Below are 23,862 nucleotides of genomic sequence, written 5' to 3'. Positions count from 1 at the left end.
ACGACTAATTTTTTCTACACATAGGCTTTGTATACTCATATATATTTATTTTAGCTTTAAGATACGTTCAATTTCCTCCACACTCAACTTACTTGCTTTTGCAATAGTTTCAAGTGGTACACCAATTTCATGCATTCCTCGGATTATCAGCATATTACCTTGCTCAATTCCTTTTTCCATGCCCTCTTGTTCTGCATACGCTAACTTAGCTTGTTCATCTAGAAGTAATTTCTCTCGAGCTTCATATACTGTTCGGAAAGAAGAATCATGGCTCATATTTTCCCATTTATTACTTTTTGTAAAATTGGATCTTGATTCATCGTAATCTCCTCCAATATTTGAGTAAAATTCTTCACACATTATTGAGATTCTTCTCCGTCTAGAAAATTAAAATTACCATCAATAAGATTCTGTAAATACTCATCAAAGCTGTTTGCAATCACTTCATATTCATCGGGGTCGTGTAAAAAACGAATGATTTGACCACATACCCCTTCTTCAGAAGGATTAAAATCAATATACAGCTTTGATGTTCCACCGTTGTTCATACAATCTGAAAAGTGAATATACGTGCCAGGGAGAAGACCTTCTGGATTTATCTTGGAGTCAACAGCATCCTCGTCATCTTGGTATTCTAAAAGATAGGAGACGTCTTCTCCTTCTTTTGAACTTTCGATCATTTCCTGTGTAGAAAGCAAATAATATGGATACCCTTCAACATCTGAACCTAAAATACATACCGTGACTTCGTTTTCTCCATATTTCCGCCAATATGTACCATCGATATTTTCAAGTAAAGTGATTAACGATTGTGGACAATTTGGATATTTCGTTCTTAATATATCAATATCCCCTTTTGTAGCACCGTATGCTTTATTTAGTGCTTCGAGATCATCTGTTGATAAGGCTTCTTTCAAACCGTTTAAAAATTTGTTTACCAAATCCATTATTTTGTCCTCCCAAAAAACGAATATAAATTTTCTTAGTCTATATACCTAACATAAATAAAATTTGACCTTTAACCGTTTACACATCTAATTTAATTAGTACCATTACGTTCTAGCTCTTCTCGATTAAAGTATTGTTCTAGTAACTCTTTACCTGTTTTGATTGTAGTATAGTACTCTCCACCATACAGTTTCCCTTCTGATGGTTTATGGAAATCTTCGTATTTAGGGAAGTCTTCATTCTCTTCAAATGATTTCTTTGCAACTTCCATGTCTTCTGCTTCTATTTTAGCAAACAATCTACCTATACCGAATAACCCTTCATCATCAATACTTTCTTCTACAAGATAGTGTTCCTCTTCCTCTATAGGTGTCATTTTACTTTTTCTAACAGAATATAGATGACCCGTTTCTTCTTCTCTTACCGTAATAAAAATCCAACCAACTCTTACAACTGTACAAGGTTCTAATCCTAATAGTGTATAGGCAACTACCTTTTGGTCTTTCACATATTTCCCCATTTTATCTACCCCTTGTTGTTTATTTTGTTTAAAAGTTAAAATATTTTCAACGTAGTGATACATATCTATAACCATATAAAACAGTAATTCCCTTTACTACAACTGTTTTTTTTCAATGCTTTTCACTACCTCCTTTCCTGTTAAACAATTCATATATTAAATATAAATTGCAAATTCTATAGGTTCCTTTTTATTCCCATTTTGGTCATCCTTTTCGTTCCTATTAATAATTTTTTCTACTTCTATTAAGCCAATTATTGTCTATTAAAACATTGAATATTCCCATTTTTATCATACAGGATAAAGAATGATTACACCAATTATTACCATGCGTTTCTAAAGTTTTTTGAAATGACGTTATTACTTTTTAACAGGTTTATTATTCGCGTACATCAAGTGTACAATGATATTTATTTTGCCATTATTAAAACAGAGTAAGATAGTAGCTAGTTCATCTTAAAGCGGGCTTTTTAATTCTAAATACAAAGAGCTATCATCATTAAACATGATGATAGCTCTTATATTAATCCAAACTAATTTCTTGATTATTTTTTTATAAATCCCCACCAACTAAAACAAGTTGTAATTGTTCATATATTTCCTGTGTATCAGGTGTACTTTCTGCCTGCTTACGTTCACGTTTAACTGTAGTATCATTTTCCACTAATATTTCTTCTTTAGCTTCTGCGACCATTTCTATGTGCTCTAGTACCGCTACACGCTCTAAGCCTTCCATTTCATCTAAATCTTCTACATCATCTGCATCGTCAATTATTTCTGATCCTTCTGTTTTTATAATCTCCCTCTGTTCTTTTTTCAATTCAATTACTGCTGGTTGCTCTTGTACTATGCTCTCTTTTTCAAGGCTAAATTGAGCAACTTCAATTACCTCGAAAGGTTTATTTTTAGTATTTGCAATTTTATTTGCTTTTGCTATAGCAATTTTCACTTTCATCGCTCTTAATGAAGAGGATATTTTATTTAGTATTCTTCCTAATCCATAGAAACGAATTGCCTCAACTATAACACCCATTGCAATTCCAAAAATCCATGAGCTTGAAAAATACCCAACTAAGCTAAATGTTATAACTCCTGGTAAATATAAGCTAGCATAGGCTATTAAATTAGGTATAGCTTTTTCTACTGTTAATTTGAAGCTATATTTAATTATTAAATATATAGCACTTAACCCCACTATTAAACCAGCCAGATTTAATAATAAATTTTTAAAAGTTTCACCTATCATTATAATTTCCTCCCTTTATGAAAGAAAATGCTCTAAAGGCAAATCTATTAGAGGGTTATAGGATGGTTTCACCTCATGTAAAACCTTCTCTACTATAATTTCTGCATATTTAAGCATGTAGTCAGTTAAACTATTACCCTCTTCTAACACGCTTCCATAATCCACCTTCGGAAACAAGATTTTCTACTCTTTTACCATTTCACTAATACAATAATTCATTTCATATTCATTGAAATTGAACTTTAACACCTAGAAATATTTAAATAACTTATTGAGGTTTTTTCTTCAGTACCAAACTTCAAATTGAAAATCCCATTATCAATCGCATCTTTTATACTTTGAACTGTACGCTCAATGTCCCCAATTATTGTGCAAAGTAGTAAGGAAACACACTGTCCTATATCCGCAACAACATGTGCAAAGCAAAAGGCAGATTGATATGTTTTACCTTCTACTAGAACTTCTATCATCTGCTGATGAGTACCAGATCTCTCAACTTCCTCTAAAATCTTAGCTATTCGCTCAAATCCATTTAGTTCATTCGTTTTAGTAGTAACATACATTATTTTTACTCCTACTACTTAGTATGAAATTTGTTTAATAAGTTAGTGGAAGTGTTACAACCCCTTTAGAGTAACTGCATAATAAAATTCCTTTTCAAATATATACAACACCCTTCATCCTTTCCTTATAGAAATATCTATATAAACGGCATAAGCCTAATTGTTTTTAAACACAAAAAACCCTTTCGGGTATATGAATTTTTGTAAGCAAGGCTGCTTTACAAAGTCATTTCCCCGAAAGGGTTGTAGTATTTATGGATTAAAAAAAGAAAAAAGAAAGTCTTACATACATTATATAAATTATCATCACCATATTCAATTTATTTTAAACAGAATATTCAGACTCCTGTTTGTATTCAAGTTCTATTTTTCTTTATAATATGGATATATTTTAAAGGATTAAGCTATAATTCCTCATTTCCTTCTGATATGCATGTAGAAAAAAGTCAAGATTCTAATAATTTTCCTTTTTTACTATAATTAGATTGATATATGCAGACTATTTGTTTGCTATAGTTCCTTATCACTTCTTGATATTATATGATATTTCACCACTGAAGACCTCTAAAATAACATTATTTAGGGACCTCCAATTATGTATAAAAGCACTAACTTTATATACTTAAAATATAACATGTGTAACTTTTGACTAAGTTTGATAATTCGCCTTTAACTATTAGTTCTATATTAGGAGTGGATCTTATGGAAGGAAAAACATTGATAAAATATATTTTTTACTTTTTTTCTTATTTACTTGTTTATATACCCTCATTTCCAGTTATAGTTATTCTTAGTATGGCTGGTGCTTCTCCTGATGTAGAACATACTATACTAGAATGGATAATTACGATTTTTGAGTTATCTGTTACAATTTTAGGTGCTTGGTTTTTTAACTTTATTTTCAAAAAGATAATAGGAATTAAGAAGAATACAAAATTCACCTGGACTATCTGTATTCTTCATTTAATTCTTATTCCTTGGACATGGAGACTTCTTCTTTATTATTAAGTTATCAATCTTTTTTATTAATAAAACTACATTTCAAATCCTGATTATTTAATCGTGTACTTGCATACTAAAAAAATAAATTCCTGTGTTTGTCTTAAACAAATATTCTTCATAACAGCATGCATAATAACCTCCTGGATCTAATTTAATCCAATAAACCTCATCTGGTTCTTGTTTGAATACATTTAATAACTGCTCTATTATAAATTTCTTCGGAGTCAATCCATGTAAATCATATCCGCACGGTATTTTCCCAAACCAAGAAGACTCTCCATTGGAATATTGGCAAATTAGGAATTCTTTTTTCCATTCTTTCAAGCGGATGAGTTCTAATGTGTCATTACTAGTAGCATATGTCGCCTTTTTGGCAAGTACAAAAATATTGTCCTCTTTATTTTCTGACATAATACTAAGCTCATAATAATTCCTCACGTATTCATCTGTATTTATATCTGCAAAATCACTTAAGATTTTATTAATTGTATTCATTTTTTACTCCTTTTAAACGTTGCTTTAAAATAAAGTTTAATCAAAAATCTCTTACCAAATTAGATTCTATGACTCACAAAAAAGAATCGATTTTAAAAAAAAGATTGATTAGAATCAACTCTTTCTTTAGGATTGCATGAACAGTTTTCATAAAAAAATTTGTTCATTTTCTGTTCATGTTCCTAGAAAATATAAACTTTTGGTTGATTCATTCTAAAGAGATATTTCATACTGATACAACTTAATTCATAACTTTATACTTTTTAAAATTATACGACTTTCATTTAAAAATATAGCATTTAGAACTAACATAACCATCTATCGTTTAAGAGTTAGATGGTTATGTTAGTTATTGAAAAACCAATACAAACTTTCATTTTCTGTAAAAAGCAGCAAAACCATTCATACACTTTGCGTCGAAAAAACAAAGTTATCAATAGAACCTATTACATATTATTTTTGATATACAATTATTTTATAAGTTCATAAATGTTACTACTGTTTTGAATTTTCTCTGACGTTAGCCAGAGTGAATAGCTTGTTCTATCTTTGTTGGATACAAATATATCAAATTTCTCGTTATGTAGTTCTTCTTTAAGAATCGTGACCACCTTTGTCAAATCCTCCATTACATCGGGATCATTTTTATACTCCATAGAACTGTCATTAAAAACTATCGTAGCTTCATATTTTGGGCATTTCCCTTCCTTCGGATGTGCACAAGTAATATCTTTAATTACAAAGCGGTCATTTTGAATTTCTTTTAATCTTTCAACGACTTTTGTTTGTGTTTCAATTAAATATGTCCAATAACCGCTTACTGTGTCTTTCATTGTTAGTAGAAGTTCTTCTTTCGTTATACCCTTTTGCACATCTTCGAAAGGAAGACCAATCGATTTATCATTATGATCCTCAATTTCAAGTTCTGTTATCTTTCTATTACTCTTTTGAATGAGTTGGAATAATGCATGTAAACGATCTAATTCTATAGTTTCAAATTGACTATAATCGATTTCCTTACTCATTTTTAAGGTTAATAACAACTCATCTGTTGGTTTTTCTGCTGCATTGTTATAATCTACTATATATTGAAGAACATTTTTATTTTCAGATTCCTCGTAACCTAACTTTTTCATTTCTTCAAGAATGGGTTTGAATTTCTTATATTCCTCGTATGTGTTTTTCCCATATTCGTATTCATCACCTTGTATTGTGGAATAGAAGATACCATTTACCTCTACTCGAAATTGAATATTTTTATTATCCTTTGCCTGAACAGTATGGTACGTATGTCCCATATTTCCTTCATGTATCCCGCCCCAATCTGTTACAACAACATCGAAACCATGTTTTTCTTTTATATATTTTTTCACCTGATCTTCATTTTCATAATTGCACCCACTCAAACATAAGAAACATAACACTAATAACCATACATTTTTCATTCTTTTCATATAACCCCTCATATCCCTTCCTTACATAAGAAACGTTCTCTGGTCTGGTTGAATACTGTAAAAATATTAAAAGGTAAAGTAATCTTTTGAATAACGTACTTCATTCGTTCAATTATTTTCTCGCTAGCGCCAAGGTAGGTTACTCCATAATCTCGGCGGGAAAAATTACAAAAAACATTGAATTGCTGAGGATTTCAATCCTTAACATTAAATCAGATTTGCATCATAAATGTACATCCTCATTTACCAGGTATTTTCCTTTATTAAGTCTTTGTCTTATAAATAATTCTGCAATAATTAAATTTGGTACCCATGCTAACCAAGCAATAACAGTATAACTAACTTCAAACTGCTGTAATCCAAATAACAATACAAACAAAGGTAGCCAAATTCTTAATGTAACTGCCGCAAAGGTTAAAGAATAATTTCTAATCACCCAATTTCGATGGTCTTGAATTTTCCTATTCTTAACTCTATTTAATGCTTGATATGCTGATGTTAGCCAAAATACGGATAACAAACCGAGACCAAGCTTTGCTACCAATCCCCCATAGCGTAAAAGGATAAGTACAGTCCTGAAACGCCGCCTAATAATATATCAACCATATAGATTCTCCCAACTATTCGATGACGGTTAATATTCTTTCCTCTAAATTTTGTGGATAATGTAAACGGACCGATTACTAATGCTACTATACTAGTTGTAATATGTATAAATAACATTATATACCAAAAAACAATTAATTTAGATACAAACATAAGCTTCATTTTGACAAGTCCTGTTTGAAATCCATCCATAATAAAATATTGGGCCACAACATAACTAGCTACTAAAATAGCTAAAAAAATGAATATAAACCAAATTTTACTGCCCCCTTGTTACATTTAGGGACATTTAATTATACATTACTGTTCATTCTAGAAAGGAATAGAAAAGCCTTATTTAATTATCTATTCAACACATTGTTTTTTCATTAAAACAACTCTAATTGAAGTCTATAAAAAATGAAATTAGATATATTGCAAACAAAAATTGAGTTGTGAATATCGATTCATCGTTAAAACAACAAAGAACCGCTTCAGCATATTTACCTGAAGCAGCTCTTGTTATCTCAAAAATGGTAATGGTGCTTGCTGAATTCCGTTTTGAGTTGAGATATAAAAAGATTTTGCGAATCCCTCACTGTGAATACATTCATCTATTAAAAGCATTATAGGAATCTTTTGTAAGTCTAACATTAGCTCCTTTCTAACATGTTCTGCTAAAGCAAGATTAGATATAGATAATATAAAAATTCCTGGTAAACTCTTTGTGTTTTCGAAATTCAATACATTATTTGGTCCATTTTGAATTTGATCTTCCCAAATTTTCAATCGCGATTTTAAATGTTGTGCATATCGCTGACCTTGTTGTACCCTTTCAAATATGAAGTTTTGATTTCCAATTGGAGTTTGAATTTCTCCAACAGCAATTGGATTATGTCCATTACCAGTACCTTTTAGCTTTGGATACCAGCACCAGTTTTTTAATAATTGTTGGCCTACTGCAAACTCATATTTTATCTGATTCATAGTGACAAATCTTTGTACACCTGCCACCCCAAGCTTTAACCACTGTTCTGGCTTTAAAGAATAATTTGTATTACGGTTATGATAAGCCCACATCATCAAATGACCAGCAGTATTTAATGTAATTGGAGCAGAGGTTTTGGGCTGATCCGGAAATAACCCCGATTTTATCTCCCATCGACTAACAAACCCATACAGTACCAGTTTTTTCAACGATTCTGAAACCTGTGACCTACTAATTTTAGATTCCACAAAATTTTTGATTTGTGCTTCAGTAATCGCTAATGAATCCCAAATAAGCTTTAGTATTAAATTATCTTTTTCATTTATAAAACCTGAATTAATCCTGTCATAAATACTACGTAAATCTGTGAGTGGTTTGAATTTATCTGGAAGAATTGGTCCCCCCTGCAAAGAGGGGTCATCCCAAAGTGATAAAGATTGGTCCCTATTAAGCCAATATTGAACCGCCTTTCCTTTCTCTTGTACGGAAACCTGCGGCGCACTCATTAGTTATATAAAAACGCCGTTGGGTCGTTAACTTTTTTGCGTCCAAAAGGAAACTTAAAAATAACCCCCGACCCTCGCTCTTTTTCTACATCCACATTCACAATTCTCATACTTACTACTTCATCCAATACTGGCTGTTCGATTGTTTTAGGGACAATTCCTTTAATTGTGCAGCCTTGGTCCAATTCAACAAAAACTCCAAAACGCGGATCAACATTTACAACTCGCCCTACAATTGTGTCCCCTTCAGCTAATTCAGATAACAGCTGATAAGGATTTTCCACTGCCGCTTTCCTAGAAACATGAATTAGTCGTTGCTCCGGACTAAATTGTAGAACCTTAACTGGGATGCGTTCACCAATAGGCGCATAGCGATCCACAGCATTTTTATAAACTCTTCCATAGTTTAGTTCATGTAATTTCATGAAGCATTCCGCACCATTAATGCGTAAAAATATAGTAGGAACCTGAGCATTCATGTTGTATCCAGTTATCTCTGCTTCGTAGGTTGGCTCTTGCAGTCTTTGATCTTGCTCCAATTCTATTAACTCACGCATTAAAGCATCCGCAGATCTTCTGCTTGCTTCTTTTACTGAAACCTGAACTTTATTTACATCTAGTTCATCAGACATTTGAGTAATTACTACATTAAAAATATTACCTGTGAATTGTGTAATACTTCTAAAAGAGTAATCAGAGAAGTTCTCTTTTTTACAAACACCTATAATCTTACCGTTTTCAAGGGCAAACTCAGCATATTCAGTATCTGGATCGTCTTTATCGTGTCTTTTAACCGTTCTCAATACCGCTTGAATTGGCTCTTTATATCTACGTAGTGCCTGTAGTTTTTCATAAGTTTTTGAATCCATAAAAATATCTCCTCTCTCTTGTTCAATATTTATAAAGTTCAAAAATAATACTTCTACTTGAATTATTGTTACTTTTAGCTAAGAAACTAAGCTTTCCAGAAATATTTTCTGAATTTTATAATTGTTCTATTTTTCGTATTTATAATCTCTATTTTTTTCATTATTTTTAAAAGGTAAACCTTTGCAAGAAGCACAAGAAGTTGTAAATGACATTGTTACTGGTTCTAATGGGAAGACACTATCAATCGTTACTATGGTATTTGTAATTGGAGGAATATTTATTGTTGGTAGTATTGTAAATAATGGATATAAACCACCTTCAAATCCTAGTATGCGAAACAATCGTACACCTTTGAATTGTGCTCATTATGGTGGCGAATGGGACACTGGTGGTCTTTTTGGAGAAGCAAAATGTGTTTATAATAAATAGTATATAAAGGCCTTATCTTTTCTATAGGAAGATGAGGCTTTTTTATGCATAAAGAAAAGACACCCATATAAGAGTGCCTTTTCCGATAGTTTTTTAGCAGAAGCAAGAAGCTCCAACAATAATTAATAAAATAAATAATACCACTAATAAAGCAAATCCTCCTGCAAAGCCACAACCACCACAACAACTACCACCAAAGCCCATAATAATTCCTCCTTTAAATAGTAGGAGAAAAATAAGGAGTCACTCATGTATTTTAATGGATTAAATGAGCAGGTTCTTTTGAAAATAAAAAAAGACGCTATAAAGCGCCTCCCATTTGGGTAAATAAGAAGTAAGGTTTCTAAGATAACTGAAAAAATAGAACAGGTGCTTAGATCTTATCACGATTTTTTGCTGAATGAACATGCATTATTACATATCATCGCAAATCCCTCTATTTTCCATTTGATAAAGTATATTACCAATATTGACAAAATTTAAATAAATATTTCTACAAATTCAAAATATTTACAAAAATGAAAAAAGTGATATATTTAAGGTGCAAGTTATAAAGAACTATTAAAGGGGGATTTATTATGTTCAAGAAATTAGTAGTTGGAGCATTAGCAGCAGGTATTGTATTGACAGGAGGAATTGGTGCAGCATCAGCAAACGTATATATTCCATATGACGAATGTTATAGCTCGCATGTATCTTATAATAATGGTGTATATACTAAATATCTTGTTCAACCTGGTGACAAGTTTAATAATGTATACAAGGAAGATGGGATTACTTTTTATTTTAAAGGTTGGAAAAAATTATCTTGTGGAAAATATGTCGCTTTATATGAGGGAAGAAAATAATAGAATATATCATGAAAAGCCTCTACTAATGAGGCTTTTCTATTTGTTTAGAAGTATTATACTAAAAAAGACACCCTAAGGTGCCTCCCTTCGACTCGAACCACTTTAATTTTAATAATATGTATTGGACTTCCTTTCAAGTATCATTTTTCTCAATGAACAATTGGTATATTTTAGGGTGTTTTTTACTATTTTTATGTTAAGATATTTTGGTTGATATTCATCTTATTTTAGGAGGTTGGAAGATCTGTTACATGCTTTTCATATGGATTTTAGTTTCTATACCGAAAGTATAAAAGTTTTAGGGTTATTAGGGAATTCTACTCGATTATCAATTGTTTGTAAATTGATTACATATGGATCGTTGTCAGTTTCTGATTTAAGTAAACAAACAAAAATTACAGAAGATTTGATTCTACAACATTTACGTAAATTAGCCTCTGAAAATATTGTAATTAGTGAACGCATAGGGAAAAGACTACATTTTAAAATAAAAGATAATAAAACAATTGAGATTATTAGGGTATTAGGATTACTAAGTTAATTTTAATTACTTTCAATATAAATGATTTTGCTATAACTCAATTGTGCAAAATCACATTTAGACCGCCTACGGAAATAGGTAAGTTTTTAATTTACAAAAAGGCGCCCATATAAGGGTGCCTTTTCCAATAGTTTTTAGCAGAAACAACTGCATCCGATAATGATTAATAAAATAAACAATACAACTAATAAAGCAAATCCTCCAGCGAAACCGCAGCCTTCGCCGCAACTACCACCATATCCCATAACAATGGTGCCTCCTTTAGATCAGAAGGTAAAAATAGGGTTCATTCCATGTGATTTAATGGGTTCACATTACCTTATGTATTTAGGAATGAATTGAGCAGGTCCTCTTAAAAATAAAAAAAAGACGCCATAAAGCGCCTCCCATTTGGGTAAATAAGAAGTAAGGTTTCCAAGATAACTGAAAAAATAGAACAGGTGGTTAGAGTTTATCATATTCTTTTGCCGAATGAACATGCATTATTACATATCATCACAAACCCCTCTATTTTCCATTTGATAAAGTGTATTACCAATATTAATAAATATTTCCGCAAATTCAAAATATTTACAAAAGTTTAAAAAGTGATACATTTAAGGAGGATTTATTATGTTTAAGAAATTAGTAGTAGGAACATTAGCAACTGGTATCGCATTAACTGGAGGGATTGGAGCAGCATCAGCAAGTACAGAAGGTGTAGATAATACTAAAAATTCAGCACCAATTATCCAACGTACCCAAATACTTAAAGATGATTTCAGTCTGATAAATGGTGAAAGAGAAGTATCGTTTGAGCATGTAAAAAAAGCAGATATGAGAGTTCATATGACAAACAATACTAAAGGTACACTTGACTGGTCTTTAAAAGACTCAAAAGGTAATGTTATTGGTTCTGGATCGTTAGCAGCAGGAAAGGGTTTTACAAATACGTACAATACTCTTCCAAAAGGTAAATATAAGCTTAAAGTTACTCACAGAAATGGTGGTTCTGGATCGTTCTATGCAGCTGCTCGTACTTTAGACTAGTATACATAGAACCATTTTAAGCGTATTGCAGAAGAACGATCAGAGAGTTTGGGGATTAAGGAGTTTTGTCATAATATCATCGTTTGCAAATACAAAGTCACAAAATGCCTACCTAGGGAAATAGGTAGGCATTTTTAATGCAGAAAAAAGACAACCAAAGGTGCCTTTTACGCTGTAATAAATTTAAATACATAGTACATAAAGAATAACAAAGATAGACTTGCTAATCTGCCAGCAATTGATTCTTTCATAAATTTCATAAGTATCACTTTGACAATCAATGCTAAGAATAACGGTATAAATAGTACCATAGCAAGTTTGATAGCTAAGTCGTTTATAGTTGGATTAAACGCTTCAAAGTTAATAATGATATTCACTTATCCCTCTTTTTATCTATTTATATTTATAATTAGATTTATATTGTTTTGACTAATAAAGAGACGTTAATTTGAGAACCATTTATTTTTGGATTATAAGAGTACTCTCACATTTACGACAAGCAATCTTCTCTTCTTCAAAAATGAATAGATTTTCAGCATCACATTCTGGGCATACAACTGCAAATGGTGTTTTTATATTTTTATAGCATAGGAAAGAAAAGAATGCCATAATTAGAGCAGGTATAATAAGCATCATAATTAAGAATAGGCCCGCAAACAAGCCTGTAATTATGGAAAGTGGTTTCATTAGTTTTCTACCTACGGAGTTTACTTGATTATCCTTTTTACGAAAAGCAGTAACAAGGTAAGTTTGGGTTTCTTTTATTGGCTCAAATGCATTTACCGTATTGTAATCTTGTTCATCCATAGTGGGATAGGAAGTGTTTGGTCCTTGATACCCTCGTTGTATATAATAGTTGTTTGACTCAGCTATTCGTGGTGTATACGAGATTCCAGTTCCAGGTACATAAGTTGTTGTTCTTGATTCAGGTGAAATAGAGTTCCCTCCCATACCTGTGTATGTAAAGTTAATTTTCACACCCGGGGAAAACTGGATAATTCTACGAAATTTATAACCCATAATATTGTATCCTCTCTATCTAATTAATAGAATTATTTACTAATTATAACAAATTTTTAGTGTTTTATATTAATATATTTAGTTATAATGTATTAATATAATATAAATATTTAAATTAAATAATTCAAGGCGTTTTATGAGTCCTTTTTTATAAAAAAAGAAAACCAAAGGTGCCTTCCGACTTGAACCACTTTAATTTTAATAATATGTATTGGACTTCCATCCAAATATTATTTTATTACTTGCTACACATATTAACTTTTTCTTGGTACTTTACAATACTTTCTTTTGTGGCCGGATTCTGTTCGGCATTTTTTAATTGTTCAAGAACATTTTTTGCGTCATCACAACTCATTTTTTCTCGTTCTTTATCCTCAAATGATTGTGCTTTCCTTTTTGCATACTCCAAATTTTCTCGTTCCTGACGTTCTTCTTTTTCTTTGAGTTCTTTTTCAATCTTTTGCTCATTTTCCCATTCTTTTTGAACATGTTCACATGTTATTCCAACTTCTGGTGAACCGCAAAGTTCAGGTTCTTCTTTCTTTTGTTGCTTCACTTCACGTTGCTTTTGCGCTTGTGCTTCTTGTTGTTTACGGGCTTGTTCCTGTTCCTGCTCTTGACGTTGTTGTTCTTCTCTTTTTGCTTGTTCTTGCTGTACTTTCTCTTCCGCCTGTCTTTGAGCTTCGGCTTCTTGTTTTGCTTTCTCTTCTGCCTGTTTTTGAACTTCTGCTTCTTGACGTTGCTGTTCTTCTTGCTTCGTTTTTTCTTCCAACTTCTGGGCTTTCTCTGTTTCTTTTTGTGCTTTTTCTTCAGTTTTAGAGTCATTAGAATTACTTGCTGTTTCGTTAGATGAGCATGCTGTCAATCCCATAATTAAAATGCAACTTGTTAGTGCGAGTAATAGTTTATTTTTCAAAATATGTATCCTCCGATGTATAAAATGTAAGATTTCCTAGACTATCATAACAAACTGTCAATCTGTATATTGTCATATTATGTCGAATGGTAATAAAAAAAGACACCCTAAGGTGCCTTCCGACTTGAACCACTTTAATTTTAATAATATGTATTGGACTCCCATCCAAATATTATTTTACCATATTTATTATCTATTTTATTAAATTATTACTGGGCCTCTTGCTCACCTTTAGCTTTCATTTGTTTTTCATATACATATTTTGCTGTTGAAAAATCAGTAGGAAAATCACGTAGTGCCTTATTTATAATATTTAATTCTTCTTGCGATTTAATTTCAATGTTATTTAAATAGTCAAATGCTTTGGATTGTTTATTTGCAACATAATTTTGAGTAGAATAATCATCTGGGAAGTCTTTCTTAGCTTTTTCTTTAACCTTATTCATAGCTTCTGTTTTGTCGATGTTCTTTACTGGGTTCGCTAATGTTCCAGTAGTTTGTTCTGGTTTAGGTACTTCTTTCTTTTCCGGTTGAGACTCCGGCTTTACGTCTTCTTTTTTAGGCTGTTCTTGTTCTTGCGGTTTAGGTGTTTCTTGACTCGGCTGTGTAGTTTTTTGAAGTGACCTAGTTTGCTCTTTTTCATAGGAGTCTACTTTAGATTTCAACTCTTTGATTTGTGTTTTTAATTCTTGCTGTTCATTAAAGTGTTGATCGATAAGTTTATCCATATCTTTTTGTGAATACTTAGGTTTCATATCTTCTGATTTGGAATCTTTAAAAATAGCTACGGAAGCAATGATAGCTACTAGTACAGCGATAATTCCAATGATTAGTTTTTTATTCATTTATGTTCCTCCTAAAATACAATAATATTATTATATAACAATTAATCATTTATAGGTAGAAAAAAAGACACCCTAAGGTGCCTTCCTCCGACTTGAACCACTTTAATTTTAATAATATGTATTTGGACTTTCATCCAAATAACATTTTACCATATTAAGTTATATTGGTGATTGAGAAATATGAATTGAATCTATTATTTTACTTTTAAGCTCTTTTCGTATTCTTTAGCTTCTTCAACATTTTTAAATGTTTTTAAATCGAATATCTTTTCTCCATCAATACATACAACTAATACTCCATCTTGAGCTTGAAGAACACTACCTACATTACCTTTTCCGAGTGAAATACTGAAGGGATTCTCTACATTTAATGATTTCTTTTTAGCAAGATAATCTTTAAATGGCATACCAATGGATAGTTCGTCTTTTAAGCCTTTAATAGTGTTACCAGAAGTAGTTGTTGGTTGTTCCTTTTTTGTAGCCTCTTCTTGCTGTTTGCGTTGCTTCTCAGCCGTCTCTTGTTCAGCTTTCTTCGCTTTCTCAGCTTCCTTTTGTGCTTCTTGCTCAGCTTTAGATTCTTTGGAAGTACTTGCTGTCTCGTTAGATGAACATGCTGCTAATCCCATGAATAAAGCTAAACAAGTAAGTGTTGTTAATAGTTTTTTGTTCATAGTATGTATCCCCCAGCGTTTAAAATGTAAGATTCACCTGAACTATCATAACAAATATAATCATAACTATTTTGTTGTATCATGTCGAAATGAAAAAAAGACACCCTAAGGTGCCTTTTCCTTACTTTATTAGGGGGTTATTAGTCAATAAGCCCTTCAACCTTCATAGCTTCTTCTACATCAAGTTTACGATGTGAAATTACCTCGTCTGATTCTTCATAGGAAACTATCTCAAACACATCTCCTTTGGCTATATAACCGTATTCTTTATTATCCCAAAAGCGTTCATCTGATGTATCAAATTCAAGATCGTGTTTTCCATTATGTTCGATGCATTTAGCATAAACATAGTCCAGCATACTAACTGATAAATTTTCTTGTAAGGTATAATCTTTCGGATCTTTTTGAATATCCGGCATATCAAGATGCTGAATTTGTATGATATTCACTGCTGTATCAAGTTCAATATCTCTATTTGTTCCATCACCAAAGATTAAGTGTGCAAATGATAAATTCTCAAATGCTTGAATATGAGCAGCTAATTGTTGATCCACTTTATCCTCACTATCTTCAAGGTATTGAGATACAGCTGTTAAGCACGGCTCTTCCATTCCTGCTACGAATTCTACGGCTGAAGCTAAGCGCGGGAATTTCTCCGAGTTATCTGGTTTAATACCTGTAATGAAAGTAAGAATTGTCATCGCTAACTCAATTGCATCTTTTCGGCTATGTTTATAAATGATAAATGGGTCTAGTTTCCCTTCATCTCGTCTATCAGTCCCTAGTGTAATTACATTTACCTTACCTTCTAAGCCGTGTAAATCTTCTGTCCAGTTCCCCCTCTCACCTTTTGGATCGACTATCAGTGTTTGAGCTCCTCCCAGTACCGCTAGGTAAACAATTAAGTTTGTTCCAAATGATTTACCAGAACCAGTACTTCCTGTTACTGCAACTGAAAGTGCACTCGTTTTTTGATTTGCAACGGTATTTGTCGCTGCGAGAGAAGGTGTCATATAAACTGCTTTGTTTAAAATACCAGTTGTACCTATATAAAATCCGATATTATCACCTAAATCTTGTGTGGCACCAAACATACCGGCTGCCAGAACTCCGGGCTCCATAAAATGTATATAATCATTTACATATCTTCTAGCACCAGGGATAAATTCATTAAACAGCAGGAACTGATCCCCATATGGTCTAACTAGCTCAATCATCATCTCTCTATAAATAGAAATAAGTGAATTGGTATTTCGGCGCATTGTATCTAAATCTTCAGCACATATACAGAAAGATACTGATGTCTTAACTAGTGGCATACGTGTCTTTTGTATAAGGGCTTGTAATTCAGTAGCTTCTTGAACACCTTCATACACGTTTAACCCAACAGTTTGTGCATTTTCCCTTGCATGTGCTTCTTGATCTTCTAAATCTTTTTTCTTTTTATTAAGTTTAGATAGAGCTTTACGATGGTTAATATTTTCTGTACGAACACTTAGTTCGATTGGAAAATCTATATTTTGGATCGTATACATCCACTCTTGGTCTGGAAATTCCATTGTGTATGGAATCTTCGATGCAGATAAGAAACTCATATATGCTGGATACTCTAATCCATCAGAACCGATTTGAGACATTTCTATATGTCTTCCTTTAACGTCTATTTCGGATTCTGTTAAGCGTAATAAACTCTCTTGATTCGGAAAGATAGCAGAATCATCATCAACTACTGGTGGCGTCCATCCTGCTGTAACAGGTGCTTCCAATGTACGATAGAAGTTGCGTAATACAATCCATTGTGTTTCATTTGTTTCTAAACTTCTTACGGCTAAATGTTTTCTTATTTTGTTTCTAAAGGCGCTAGCTTCCCTTTTAAACATCTCCAAATCAGTTTTTAGTATTTTGGTGTCACCAAGTAATCCAAACTGTTCTGCAGTGTTTTTAAAGGTATGGAATGCTGTGTAAAGCATTTCCTTAAGTCCTTCTTGTATGTGTCTTACTTTTAATTTCACACCTATAAAATAACGATATTCTACAGCGTTTTTACCAAACTTTCTTTCTAACTCATGGACAACGTCATCAGTATGATCAATTGCAAGCTCTTTTAGTTCACCGCTTACTGTTTCTTTAAACTCATCGGCTTTTTCTTTGAAATTCTGATAAACAGGAATCATTAATAGATGTTTTTCTTCTTCATAATTCCAAAATAAACCGAGTTGTCGCATAAACAACGTATTTTTATCATCGTCTCCTTTAAATTCGTAAGGAATCCCGTATGCCTCATAATACGCCCAGCAAGAACCATCTTGGTTAAAAATCAAATTATCATGAAAATATTTGACTGGAAATTCAACCTGATTCATTTGTGCCTCCTTAGAGAAGAATATGAGAATAAACTAATTCTTCTGTATAGATTAATTAATTACTTCTTCTTAATTGAATCATCCTTAAATCGAACTACTGTCTTATATTGATAGCTTCCAATATTACTAGTTGTACCTTTATAACGACTCAACTTTTTTCTTTCAAATGTGAATACAAAGAATCGATACATAAATTTGTGTGGGCTTTTTCCATCTAATTCTACATTTCCAAAGAAGTACGCTATACCACCAGGTAATATCAAATATTTGAAAAAGACATTCTCTCCTAAGGGTAAAAACTGATTTAAAAATATAATTACTAAAAGTGTCCCAACAAAGATTCCCAGTTGTCTGTAAGGGACTGGAAAAGGGAGTGTTATGTCCCTTATCCCATATAAACTCTTTGGAATATCCCAAATAGAGTTATAAGTCCTTACTTCCTTACGAGTCGGTTTCTGAGTCACTTATACCAACTCCTTAAAAATTTATCGTTTTCCGACAGAAGACTCCTTCCTCAAAAATGTGAAGCACCAATTTTAGGTGGGAGATGAATGTCGGTTGGCATAAGCCAACATGTTTGCTATCAATTACTTGTACAGATTGCTCTTTGAAAACTGAAGATATGAGGTTGGTTGCAGAAAAACGTTGCAACCGCAAAATCTTCAACGTTCTTTCGCCCCACGCTTGCTGAAGTTGCGAAAACCAAGCTAAAGTAGGTAGTGTGGTGAGTCAACGTACAAGATACTTATATTTTCACCGTAGGGACTACGGGTAGAGCCTGCTAAGATAACCGGTGGTTACATCGGTGTTCGCAGGAATCTCCCACTTCAAACAGTCCGTAAGGACGTAAGTGTTGAGTAGTTGAAGAGTTTTAATAGTTATCATTTGAAAACTAAGTTATATAATTTTGTTCCAAGGTCTTTAAATACGTCTGGTGAGAATACAAATACTGAAACAATTGCACAAACTAAAAAGATTGGACCTAACTGAGCTACTAACCAGTTTTTAATATTTACCCCAAAATTAATGTTTCCTAGAACCGCGGCATCCGTAATAGCAGGTAATTGCTGAGCAACCATATCTAATCCCAAAAGCTCCATAATTATTTACCCTCCACTTTCTCTAATGTGCTTTCAAATTTCTTCATAGAGCTAATTGAAAACTTGTTATCTTTATTTACAAGATTTAAATCATATGTGTATGTGTACTCTAAGCTGCTATCATTGTCTTTTAACTTGGCATCAACTAAGACTCTGTATCCTTTATCCTTATCTTCATAAATTCGTAGGTTTTCTAATTTGCTAAATGTCATAATACCTTTTAGTCCATTTGTTATATTACTTTTTTCAAAGTAGTAAGCAATTTCTTCTGGTGTTCCTTCTGTATACACTTTAAATACAGATTGTAAAAATTGTTCTACTTTTTTTACTTCTGCATCTGTATTAATTTCTCGTCCTTCTGATTTGAAAGTGGCTACTTTATAAGGTGCCTTTTCTCTCTCTCCATGAACGATTGTAGGATTGTTAGGGACTACCATCTTCCCTTTCTCCATTAAAATTGGAATTGAGAAGTACCTTGTTACTTCTTTTGGTTCTTTTGGTGTGTCTGGAGCTTGTGTCGTTCCAGGAGCAGGATTATTTACAGGTTCTAGTTTCTGAATGATTTTCAATGTAACTTCTGCTTTATTTCCTTTTTGTCGGACCTCTACTGCTTCCGATTTAACTAAATTACTAGAAGCGTTTTTTAAAGTATCTCTATTTAATCCACCTTGCTCATCGGATCCTTCAACTAGAAATTTCTCTAATCGTTTTTTTCGTTCTTCAGCTACATTCATATCAACTTTCCAATTAAAATAATTAGCAGCAAAACTATTCGCATATGCAATTAATTCTGCTTCTGACATTTTAATTTTTACGGGCTCCTCCTTCTTTTCCTGAACAGCTACTGCTCTAGGAGGACCGGCAAGTTGGGTAAATGAAAGGGAGCTTCCTGCAAATACGAATCCCATCACACACCAAAATGTAACCTTACCTACTTTTCTTCCTGTTATCGCTGGAACTTTCTCCCTTGTTTTACGTTTCTTCTTTTCTTTAAGTGCTTCTGAATTTTCTTGTTGCATATCTAATATTTCAGTTGTTTTATTCTTTGCTTTTTTAAAGAATGTAAATTTCTTTTTTTCCGCGTTTTCCTGGGATTTCTTTTTTACCATGTCTTTACCTCTCTTTTTAAATGGTTAGGAGATTACCAAGTTCATTGTAATTTCCACTAATCAACTATCTACTTTAAGTATGATTTACTTTTTTCGGAAATCTAAGAGAAATAAAAAAAATTGTGTTTTATATCAAAAATTTTTTAGAATGATTAAAACTAAATATACTGTTTATTAAAGTACATAAAAAAACCAATTCCATTAAGAAATGAAATTGGTTTTACACAGGATCTATTCTCTATAGTAAGTATTACACAATATAAAAACCTAATATAATATATATCTTTAATATATATAAAGAAAAAAGATAAAACTTTTATACAGAGAAAAAATCGTCTTAAAACATTGCTGTGCTAAGGGTTCATCATTACTCTAGCCGTAAAAAATCATAAAAAGTAAATACTGGGAATGAACTTAATGAGCTGGATGATGATTAAAAACTACAAAATATCGTAAAGTAGGTATATAAAAACTACATATAATCATCGTTAATTTGATGCGAGTAAATGAATAAATAATAAATGCAAATTTTGCTGATTTATGAACAAGCTTTCCACATTTCTTAAAAACTACACACAATTTATTAACAAATAGGTCAAAGTTAGGAACAGAATCCACTTTTTAAACATAACTAACAGAAGTTTTTCTGATTTTAAGTAGATTTAGAGATAAAACATGATAAGAACAGTACTTAAGGCTTTATGTTATACACATCAGGTCAAAATTATTAAGATATCAACAGAATTACAAAAATTATTTATGCTTTTTTGTAGATAAAATGACACAAAAGAATCGAAAATTCAGATTTTAAAAAACAGAAATTGTGAATATCTTATTTTGATTTACGTGCAATGTATGTAATTGCATAAAAAATAGAGAGTCGTGATCATTAAAATTGAAAACTTACTCTCTGTTTTGTTTGAAGTAATACTCTTCACATGTTATCTCCAACACGAATAGCCCTCCACTTTTGCTTTTTTCAAAAATAGAGAGCTGTATCATTGCATTGCTGGAAGCAGCTGATCAACCGTATGTGGTATTTCATTTGTTGAACGGTAATATGCTTCTAAAGATTGTAGAAACGGAATTAACTCAAAGTCTTCAGGGACCTCAATTACACGAATCTTTTCCTTCGGCAATTTATCAATTTTTTCAATGAACAGTTCACGAATATCGCTAGGGATTTGATTTCCTTTATACCCACTAGACTTTAATAGTTCGCGAATTTCAATTTCTAATGCTGTATATGCGTTAATATTTACTCCTTGCTCATAAGCATATTTTCTAAATAGTGATTCCTCTTGATACTGCATGTAATTACGATGATATGCATCTATAGTTACAGGTACAGCATATTTTGCATGAAGTAGGTCATGCGCTTTACGGAATAGCTTTTGAACATTGCGTAAAGAGTATATAGCAAAATGAGTACCAAATTTAAAAATGGCCTCTTCTTGTTCATGTTTAGGTACATTGTGTGTAATTAAAGGATAAATACCAGTTTTAGCAGCTGTATCTAATACACGATATTGAGAAGATTGCTTTAATAATTTACTTAGTGTATAAACAAGCTTTTTCGGATATCTTTCTTGTCGATCAATCATTTCCCGTAAGCCACGAACTACTTGGCGAATTTGACGATGACAGGAGTGTTTTAAAACGTTAATGAATTGGTTCATATCCTTTGCAAATTCAGAAATATTCATTTCAACTAACAAGTTTTCTATGAATTTAGCTTTACGCTTATATGTATCTCGTGGTGTAAATGGATCACGGTATTCTGCTCCTTCTTCTTTTGCACATAAGAAATCAGGATGTACAGATAAATGCAGTGTTGTGTATTGCTTTTTATTCTGCTTCCCTTTTTCTAACTTGCAAATTTTAAATAAAGGAGATCCAGTAGCAGAAAGTTTTGTTTCTAATTCCTCAAGTACAGCACGAATCTGATGTGGGTATTTCTTATGTAAGTAACGATACATACCACCAAAGTGTGTTGAGTTTCCTTGTTCATCAACTTTGAATAAAGAACGTTTCAGGGTAGTTTCGCGTTTCTGCTGCATTGCTACATCCATGAATAGTTTCTTAGCTGCAATGGATAACTCAAAGAATTCTTTGGTAAATACTATCGGGCTAATAAATGTATATGCATTTGCTTTATTCGTTTCTTTATTCATGAAATCAGTTAAGGTGATTTTATATTTACCACTGTACTCATTTTCGATTGTAATGATGTTATGGAAACTTAACTTCTTCAAAGCTACATAAAATTGTGAGTGGTGAATATGTGCAAATGCTTCTTTATAATTTTTATAATCTTCCCAAAGCATATGGATTGATACATGCGAAAGCTCACCATATGTATTACATTTTTTATGAAGAAATAGAAATACTTCTAAATCAGCATTTGTAATACCATATAGCTTATGTTTTCTGCCCTCATTTTTATCAAATCCACTTACTTTATCTACAATCTTTTTCATTTTCAGTGAAAAAGATGGCTTTGCTTGTTCAACAAATCCCTCTTCATCTGCAATTCGTTCTTCATAAGACATTGACTTTACAATGTCTTCTAGATAAGTATCTTTAAAACTGTAATACTTACCTTCTAAAGCTTCTACTAATCTTTGCCATGATTTAATTGTTACAATTACCGGTGTTGTTGTTTCACCATTCAAACTACGTTTGTTCTTTATAACGAAAGGTTTTGCCATCTTTTTCACCTCCTTTTATGTTAAGTTGCAGTTTTCCCCACAATTAGATATAGAATTTCATTTTTGATTATATCAAATCGAATACTGGTGAAATCTGTCCCTTTAAGAGGAAAAATAAAAAAATGAAACGTGCCTAAATCCCTTGGGGGACAAGGGGTTTGACGTTTCATAAAAAAAAGTTTGTTGCCACCATAGGGCTATGAAGTTTTTTGAATATGAAACGTAGTATGTTGTGGGGTGAATCTTACTAAACCATTGATTTTATAGGGTTTTACGCTAATTTCGTTTTAAAGTTGTAGCCATCATATAGCTATAACGTTTCATGTTTTTAAAATAAGTTATATTTTATTGGAAACTGCTGTAACCCTTGGTGTGTATAGCTTTGTCGGGGTTTTTGCAGTAAAAGTTGTAGCCATCATACCGCTATAAACGTTTCAGTTCGTTTCATGTTTACTGCCATCATATAGCTATAACGTTTCATGTTTTTAAAACAAATTATATTTTATTAAAAAGTACTGCAACCGTTGGTGTATATAGCTTTGTTGGAATTTTTAAAGTGAAAGTTGTAGCCATCATATAGCTATAATGATTTTTGCGTATTTTCTTTCATATTTTATGAAATGGCTTTATATCAACGTTTATTACTAATTTACATAGAATAAAAAAATTTTTAGTCAAATGATTTTCAAGATATTCTCGTTTCATTTTTTCAAATTTGTAGCCATCATATAGCTATAACGTTTCATAAATTACGAAATTGTAGCCATCATATAGCTATTAATTATTAAAAGTAAGAAGTAATAGCCGCGATAAGGCTATGCAGTTTCAAATAAGAGCTTATAGCCACGATAAAGCTATACAATTTCAAGTAAGAAGTAATAGCCGCGATAAGGCTATGCAGTTTCAAATAAGGGCTTATAGCCACGATAAAGCTATACAGTTTCAAGTAAGAAGTAATAGCCACGATAAAGCTATACAGTTTCAAGTAAGAAGTAATAGCCCTGATAAAGCTATATAGCTTCAAGTAAGAAGTAATAGCCGCGATAAGGCTATGTAGTTTCAAGTAAGAAGTAATAGCCGCGATAAGGCTATGTAGTTTC

Annotated in this window: 25 protein-coding genes and 4 pseudogenes; 5 read left to right on the top strand and 24 right to left on the bottom strand. The window is 32.1% G+C overall.

Translation table 11 applies throughout. From position 1 onward, the window contains the following. Nucleotides 1-45: 45 nt before the first annotated feature. From HFD78_RS18620 to HFD78_RS18600, 6 genes and pseudogenes are all read right to left on the bottom strand, one after another. Nucleotides 46-353: pseudogene (locus tag HFD78_RS18620) on the bottom strand (Rpn family recombination-promoting nuclease/putative transposase); the annotation flags it as partial. 6 nt (nucleotides 354-359) lie between these two features. Next, entirely contained in the window at nucleotides 360-947 is a 588-nt protein-coding gene (locus HFD78_RS18615; RefSeq protein WP_000366663.1) for an SMI1/KNR4 family protein, read from the bottom strand. Nucleotides 948-1,039: 92 nt separating this feature from the next. Next, nucleotides 1,040-1,468, bottom strand: coding sequence for a hypothetical protein (locus HFD78_RS18610; protein ID WP_003193323.1), 429 nt, complete (start codon nucleotides 1,466-1,468; stop codon nucleotides 1,040-1,042). A 46-nt stretch (nucleotides 1,469-1,514) separates the two neighbouring features. Beyond that, nucleotides 1,515-1,660 (bottom strand): annotated as a pseudogene (locus tag HFD78_RS29525) (transposase); the annotation flags it as partial. A 361-nt stretch (nucleotides 1,661-2,021) separates the two neighbouring features. Further along, entirely contained in the window at nucleotides 2,022-2,714 is a 693-nt protein-coding gene (locus HFD78_RS18605; protein WP_000578902.1) for a hypothetical protein, read from the bottom strand. Nucleotides 2,715-2,956: 242 nt separating this feature from the next. Continuing rightward, the gene (locus HFD78_RS18600; RefSeq protein WP_000289555.1) at nucleotides 2,957-3,277 is read right to left on the bottom strand and encodes a hypothetical protein; all 321 of its coding nucleotides are present in this window, start codon (nucleotides 3,275-3,277) and stop codon (nucleotides 2,957-2,959) included. Nucleotides 3,278-3,979: 702 nt separating this feature from the next. Here HFD78_RS18600 and HFD78_RS18595 point away from each other — a divergent pair. Next, nucleotides 3,980-4,285, top strand: coding sequence for a hypothetical protein (locus HFD78_RS18595; RefSeq protein WP_097863209.1), 306 nt, complete (start codon nucleotides 3,980-3,982; stop codon nucleotides 4,283-4,285). Nucleotides 4,286-4,333: 48 nt separating this feature from the next. Here HFD78_RS18595 and HFD78_RS18590 read toward each other — a convergent pair whose 3' ends face one another. The 5 genes and pseudogenes from HFD78_RS18590 to HFD78_RS18570 form a co-directional block, all read right to left on the bottom strand. Continuing rightward, on the bottom strand, nucleotides 4,334-4,774 hold the full coding sequence (locus tag HFD78_RS18590; protein WP_098204864.1) for a hypothetical protein: 441 nt from the start codon (nucleotides 4,772-4,774) through the stop codon (nucleotides 4,334-4,336). A gap of 470 nt (nucleotides 4,775-5,244) precedes the next feature. Next, nucleotides 5,245-6,228, bottom strand: coding sequence for a hypothetical protein (locus HFD78_RS18585; RefSeq protein ID WP_097863208.1), 984 nt, complete (start codon nucleotides 6,226-6,228; stop codon nucleotides 5,245-5,247). A 223-nt stretch (nucleotides 6,229-6,451) separates the two neighbouring features. Continuing rightward, nucleotides 6,452-7,026: pseudogene (locus tag HFD78_RS18580) on the bottom strand (DUF2306 domain-containing protein). Between the two features lie 309 nt (nucleotides 7,027-7,335). Continuing rightward, nucleotides 7,336-8,307 carry a hypothetical protein gene (locus tag HFD78_RS18575; RefSeq protein WP_097863207.1) on the bottom strand — a complete coding sequence of 324 codons (972 nt, stop codon included), beginning with the start codon at nucleotides 8,305-8,307 and terminating at the stop codon, nucleotides 7,336-7,338. Then, entirely contained in the window at nucleotides 8,307-9,176 is an 870-nt protein-coding gene (locus HFD78_RS18570; protein ID WP_097863206.1) for an RNA-binding protein, read from the bottom strand. Before HFD78_RS18570 ends, HFD78_RS18575 begins: the two co-directional genes overlap by 1 nt. 108 nt (nucleotides 9,177-9,284) lie before the next feature. Here HFD78_RS18570 and HFD78_RS18565 point away from each other — a divergent pair. Continuing rightward, nucleotides 9,285-9,606, top strand: a pseudogene (locus HFD78_RS18565) (hypothetical protein). Nucleotides 9,607-9,699: 93 nt separating this feature from the next. Here HFD78_RS18565 and HFD78_RS18560 read toward each other — a convergent pair. Beyond that, on the bottom strand, nucleotides 9,700-9,810 hold the full coding sequence (locus HFD78_RS18560) for a YjcZ family sporulation protein (RefSeq protein WP_097863205.1): 111 nt from the start codon (nucleotides 9,808-9,810) through the stop codon (nucleotides 9,700-9,702). 374 nt (nucleotides 9,811-10,184) lie between these two features. On the opposite strand from HFD78_RS18560, the gene HFD78_RS18555 reads away from it, so the two are divergent. Both HFD78_RS18555 and HFD78_RS18550 read left to right on the top strand, forming a co-directional pair. Then, on the top strand, nucleotides 10,185-10,454 hold the full coding sequence (locus HFD78_RS18555; RefSeq protein ID WP_000473809.1) for an LCI fold-containing protein: 270 nt from the start codon (nucleotides 10,185-10,187) through the stop codon (nucleotides 10,452-10,454). 265 nt (nucleotides 10,455-10,719) lie between these two features. Next, nucleotides 10,720-10,998 carry an ArsR/SmtB family transcription factor gene (locus HFD78_RS18550; protein WP_000347622.1) on the top strand — a complete coding sequence of 93 codons (279 nt, stop codon included), beginning with the start codon at nucleotides 10,720-10,722 and terminating at the stop codon, nucleotides 10,996-10,998. Nucleotides 10,999-11,132: 134 nt separating this feature from the next. Here HFD78_RS18550 and HFD78_RS18545 read toward each other — a convergent pair whose 3' ends face one another. Continuing rightward, a complete protein-coding gene (locus HFD78_RS18545; RefSeq protein ID WP_000540371.1) occupies nucleotides 11,133-11,243 on the bottom strand; it encodes a YjcZ family sporulation protein in 111 nt (36 codons plus the stop codon). A 367-nt stretch (nucleotides 11,244-11,610) separates the two neighbouring features. Between HFD78_RS18545 and HFD78_RS18540 the strand changes: the two genes are divergently transcribed. Beyond that, nucleotides 11,611-12,027, top strand: a complete 417-nt coding sequence (locus HFD78_RS18540; RefSeq protein WP_000473846.1) for a hypothetical protein — start codon at nucleotides 11,611-11,613, stop codon at nucleotides 12,025-12,027. Nucleotides 12,028-12,194: 167 nt separating this feature from the next. Here HFD78_RS18540 and HFD78_RS18535 read toward each other — a convergent pair whose 3' ends face one another. The 11 genes from HFD78_RS18535 to HFD78_RS29520 form a co-directional block, all read right to left on the bottom strand. Then, nucleotides 12,195-12,404: a hypothetical protein gene (locus HFD78_RS18535; protein WP_001021325.1), complete on the bottom strand. Its 210-nt coding sequence runs from the start codon at nucleotides 12,402-12,404 to the stop codon at nucleotides 12,195-12,197. Between the two features lie 82 nt (nucleotides 12,405-12,486). Further along, complete coding sequence (locus tag HFD78_RS18530) at nucleotides 12,487-13,047, bottom strand: DUF4236 domain-containing protein (RefSeq protein WP_000540754.1); 561 nt, start codon at nucleotides 13,045-13,047, stop codon at nucleotides 12,487-12,489. Between the two features lie 238 nt (nucleotides 13,048-13,285). Further along, on the bottom strand, nucleotides 13,286-13,963 hold the full coding sequence (locus HFD78_RS18525; RefSeq protein ID WP_098204865.1) for a hypothetical protein: 678 nt from the start codon (nucleotides 13,961-13,963) through the stop codon (nucleotides 13,286-13,288). Nucleotides 13,964-14,172: 209 nt separating this feature from the next. After that, nucleotides 14,173-14,808 (bottom strand): hypothetical protein, encoded by a 636-nt coding sequence (locus HFD78_RS18520; protein ID WP_001035532.1) that lies wholly within the window; start codon nucleotides 14,806-14,808, stop codon nucleotides 14,173-14,175. A 194-nt stretch (nucleotides 14,809-15,002) separates the two neighbouring features. Further along, nucleotides 15,003-15,479, bottom strand: a complete 477-nt coding sequence (locus tag HFD78_RS18515) for a hypothetical protein (protein WP_097863203.1) — start codon at nucleotides 15,477-15,479, stop codon at nucleotides 15,003-15,005. Between the two features lie 140 nt (nucleotides 15,480-15,619). Then, the gene (locus HFD78_RS18510; protein WP_276184083.1) at nucleotides 15,620-17,842 is read right to left on the bottom strand and encodes an ATP-binding protein; all 2,223 of its coding nucleotides are present in this window, start codon (nucleotides 17,840-17,842) and stop codon (nucleotides 15,620-15,622) included. Between the two features lie 59 nt (nucleotides 17,843-17,901). After that, a complete protein-coding gene (locus HFD78_RS18505) occupies nucleotides 17,902-18,306 on the bottom strand; it encodes a TcpE family conjugal transfer membrane protein (protein WP_000192360.1) in 405 nt (134 codons plus the stop codon). Nucleotides 18,307-18,723: 417 nt separating this feature from the next. Then, nucleotides 18,724-18,942, bottom strand: a complete 219-nt coding sequence (locus tag HFD78_RS18500; protein ID WP_098400180.1) for a hypothetical protein — start codon at nucleotides 18,940-18,942, stop codon at nucleotides 18,724-18,726. 2 nt (nucleotides 18,943-18,944) lie between these two features. After that, the gene (locus tag HFD78_RS18495) at nucleotides 18,945-20,051 is read right to left on the bottom strand and encodes a conjugal transfer protein (RefSeq protein ID WP_097863202.1); all 1,107 of its coding nucleotides are present in this window, start codon (nucleotides 20,049-20,051) and stop codon (nucleotides 18,945-18,947) included. Nucleotides 20,052-21,049: 998 nt separating this feature from the next. Next, nucleotides 21,050-22,762 carry a hypothetical protein gene (locus HFD78_RS18490; RefSeq protein WP_098204866.1) on the bottom strand — a complete coding sequence of 571 codons (1,713 nt, stop codon included), beginning with the start codon at nucleotides 22,760-22,762 and terminating at the stop codon, nucleotides 21,050-21,052. 784 nt (nucleotides 22,763-23,546) lie between these two features. Next, nucleotides 23,547-23,862, bottom strand: a 316-nt coding sequence (locus tag HFD78_RS29520) for a hypothetical protein (RefSeq protein WP_238797732.1), incomplete at its 5' end; no start/stop codon positions are given.

It is taken from the genome of Bacillus sp. EKM501B, assembly GCF_011800505.1.
GTDB lineage: Bacteria > Bacillota > Bacilli > Bacillales > Bacillaceae_G > Bacillus_A > Bacillus_A cereus.
The sequence above is the reverse complement of the archived record's forward strand: the minus strand, read 5'-3'. Positions and strand labels throughout refer to the sequence as shown.

Coding starts and splice junctions, on each gene's coding strand:
- HFD78_RS18615 (WP_000366663.1), bottom strand. CDS start 947: ATGGATTTGGTAAACAAATTTTTAAACGGTTTGAAAGAAGCCTTATCA.
- HFD78_RS18610 (WP_003193323.1), bottom strand. CDS start 1,468: ATGGGGAAATATGTGAAAGACCAAAAGGTAGTTGCCTATACACTATTA.
- HFD78_RS18605 (WP_000578902.1), bottom strand. CDS start 2,714: ATGATAGGTGAAACTTTTAAAAATTTATTATTAAATCTGGCTGGTTTA.
- HFD78_RS18600 (WP_000289555.1), bottom strand. CDS start 3,277: ATGTATGTTACTACTAAAACGAATGAACTAAATGGATTTGAGCGAATA.
- HFD78_RS18595 (WP_097863209.1), top strand. CDS start 3,980: ATGGAAGGAAAAACATTGATAAAATATATTTTTTACTTTTTTTCTTAT.
- HFD78_RS18590 (WP_098204864.1), bottom strand. CDS start 4,774: ATGAATACAATTAATAAAATCTTAAGTGATTTTGCAGATATAAATACA.
- HFD78_RS18585 (WP_097863208.1), bottom strand. CDS start 6,228: ATGAAAAGAATGAAAAATGTATGGTTATTAGTGTTATGTTTCTTATGT.
- HFD78_RS18575 (WP_097863207.1), bottom strand. CDS start 8,307: ATGAGTGCGCCGCAGGTTTCCGTACAAGAGAAAGGAAAGGCGGTTCAA.
- HFD78_RS18570 (WP_097863206.1), bottom strand. CDS start 9,176: ATGGATTCAAAAACTTATGAAAAACTACAGGCACTACGTAGATATAAA.
- HFD78_RS18560 (WP_097863205.1), bottom strand. CDS start 9,810: ATGGGCTTTGGTGGTAGTTGTTGTGGTGGTTGTGGCTTTGCAGGAGGA.
- HFD78_RS18555 (WP_000473809.1), top strand. CDS start 10,185: ATGTTCAAGAAATTAGTAGTTGGAGCATTAGCAGCAGGTATTGTATTG.
- HFD78_RS18550 (WP_000347622.1), top strand. CDS start 10,720: ATGGATTTTAGTTTCTATACCGAAAGTATAAAAGTTTTAGGGTTATTA.
- HFD78_RS18545 (WP_000540371.1), bottom strand. CDS start 11,243: ATGGGATATGGTGGTAGTTGCGGCGAAGGCTGCGGTTTCGCTGGAGGA.
- HFD78_RS18540 (WP_000473846.1), top strand. CDS start 11,611: ATGTTTAAGAAATTAGTAGTAGGAACATTAGCAACTGGTATCGCATTA.
- HFD78_RS18530 (WP_000540754.1), bottom strand. CDS start 13,047: ATGGGTTATAAATTTCGTAGAATTATCCAGTTTTCCCCGGGTGTGAAA.
- HFD78_RS18520 (WP_001035532.1), bottom strand. CDS start 14,808: ATGAATAAAAAACTAATCATTGGAATTATCGCTGTACTAGTAGCTATC.
- HFD78_RS18515 (WP_097863203.1), bottom strand. CDS start 15,479: ATGAACAAAAAACTATTAACAACACTTACTTGTTTAGCTTTATTCATG.
- HFD78_RS18510 (WP_276184083.1), bottom strand. CDS start 17,842: ATGAATCAGGTTGAATTTCCAGTCAAATATTTTCATGATAATTTGATT.
- HFD78_RS18500 (WP_098400180.1), bottom strand. CDS start 18,942: ATGGAGCTTTTGGGATTAGATATGGTTGCTCAGCAATTACCTGCTATT.
- HFD78_RS18495 (WP_097863202.1), bottom strand. CDS start 20,051: ATGGTAAAAAAGAAATCCCAGGAAAACGCGGAAAAAAAGAAATTTACA.
- HFD78_RS18490 (WP_098204866.1), bottom strand. CDS start 22,762: ATGGCAAAACCTTTCGTTATAAAGAACAAACGTAGTTTGAATGGTGAA.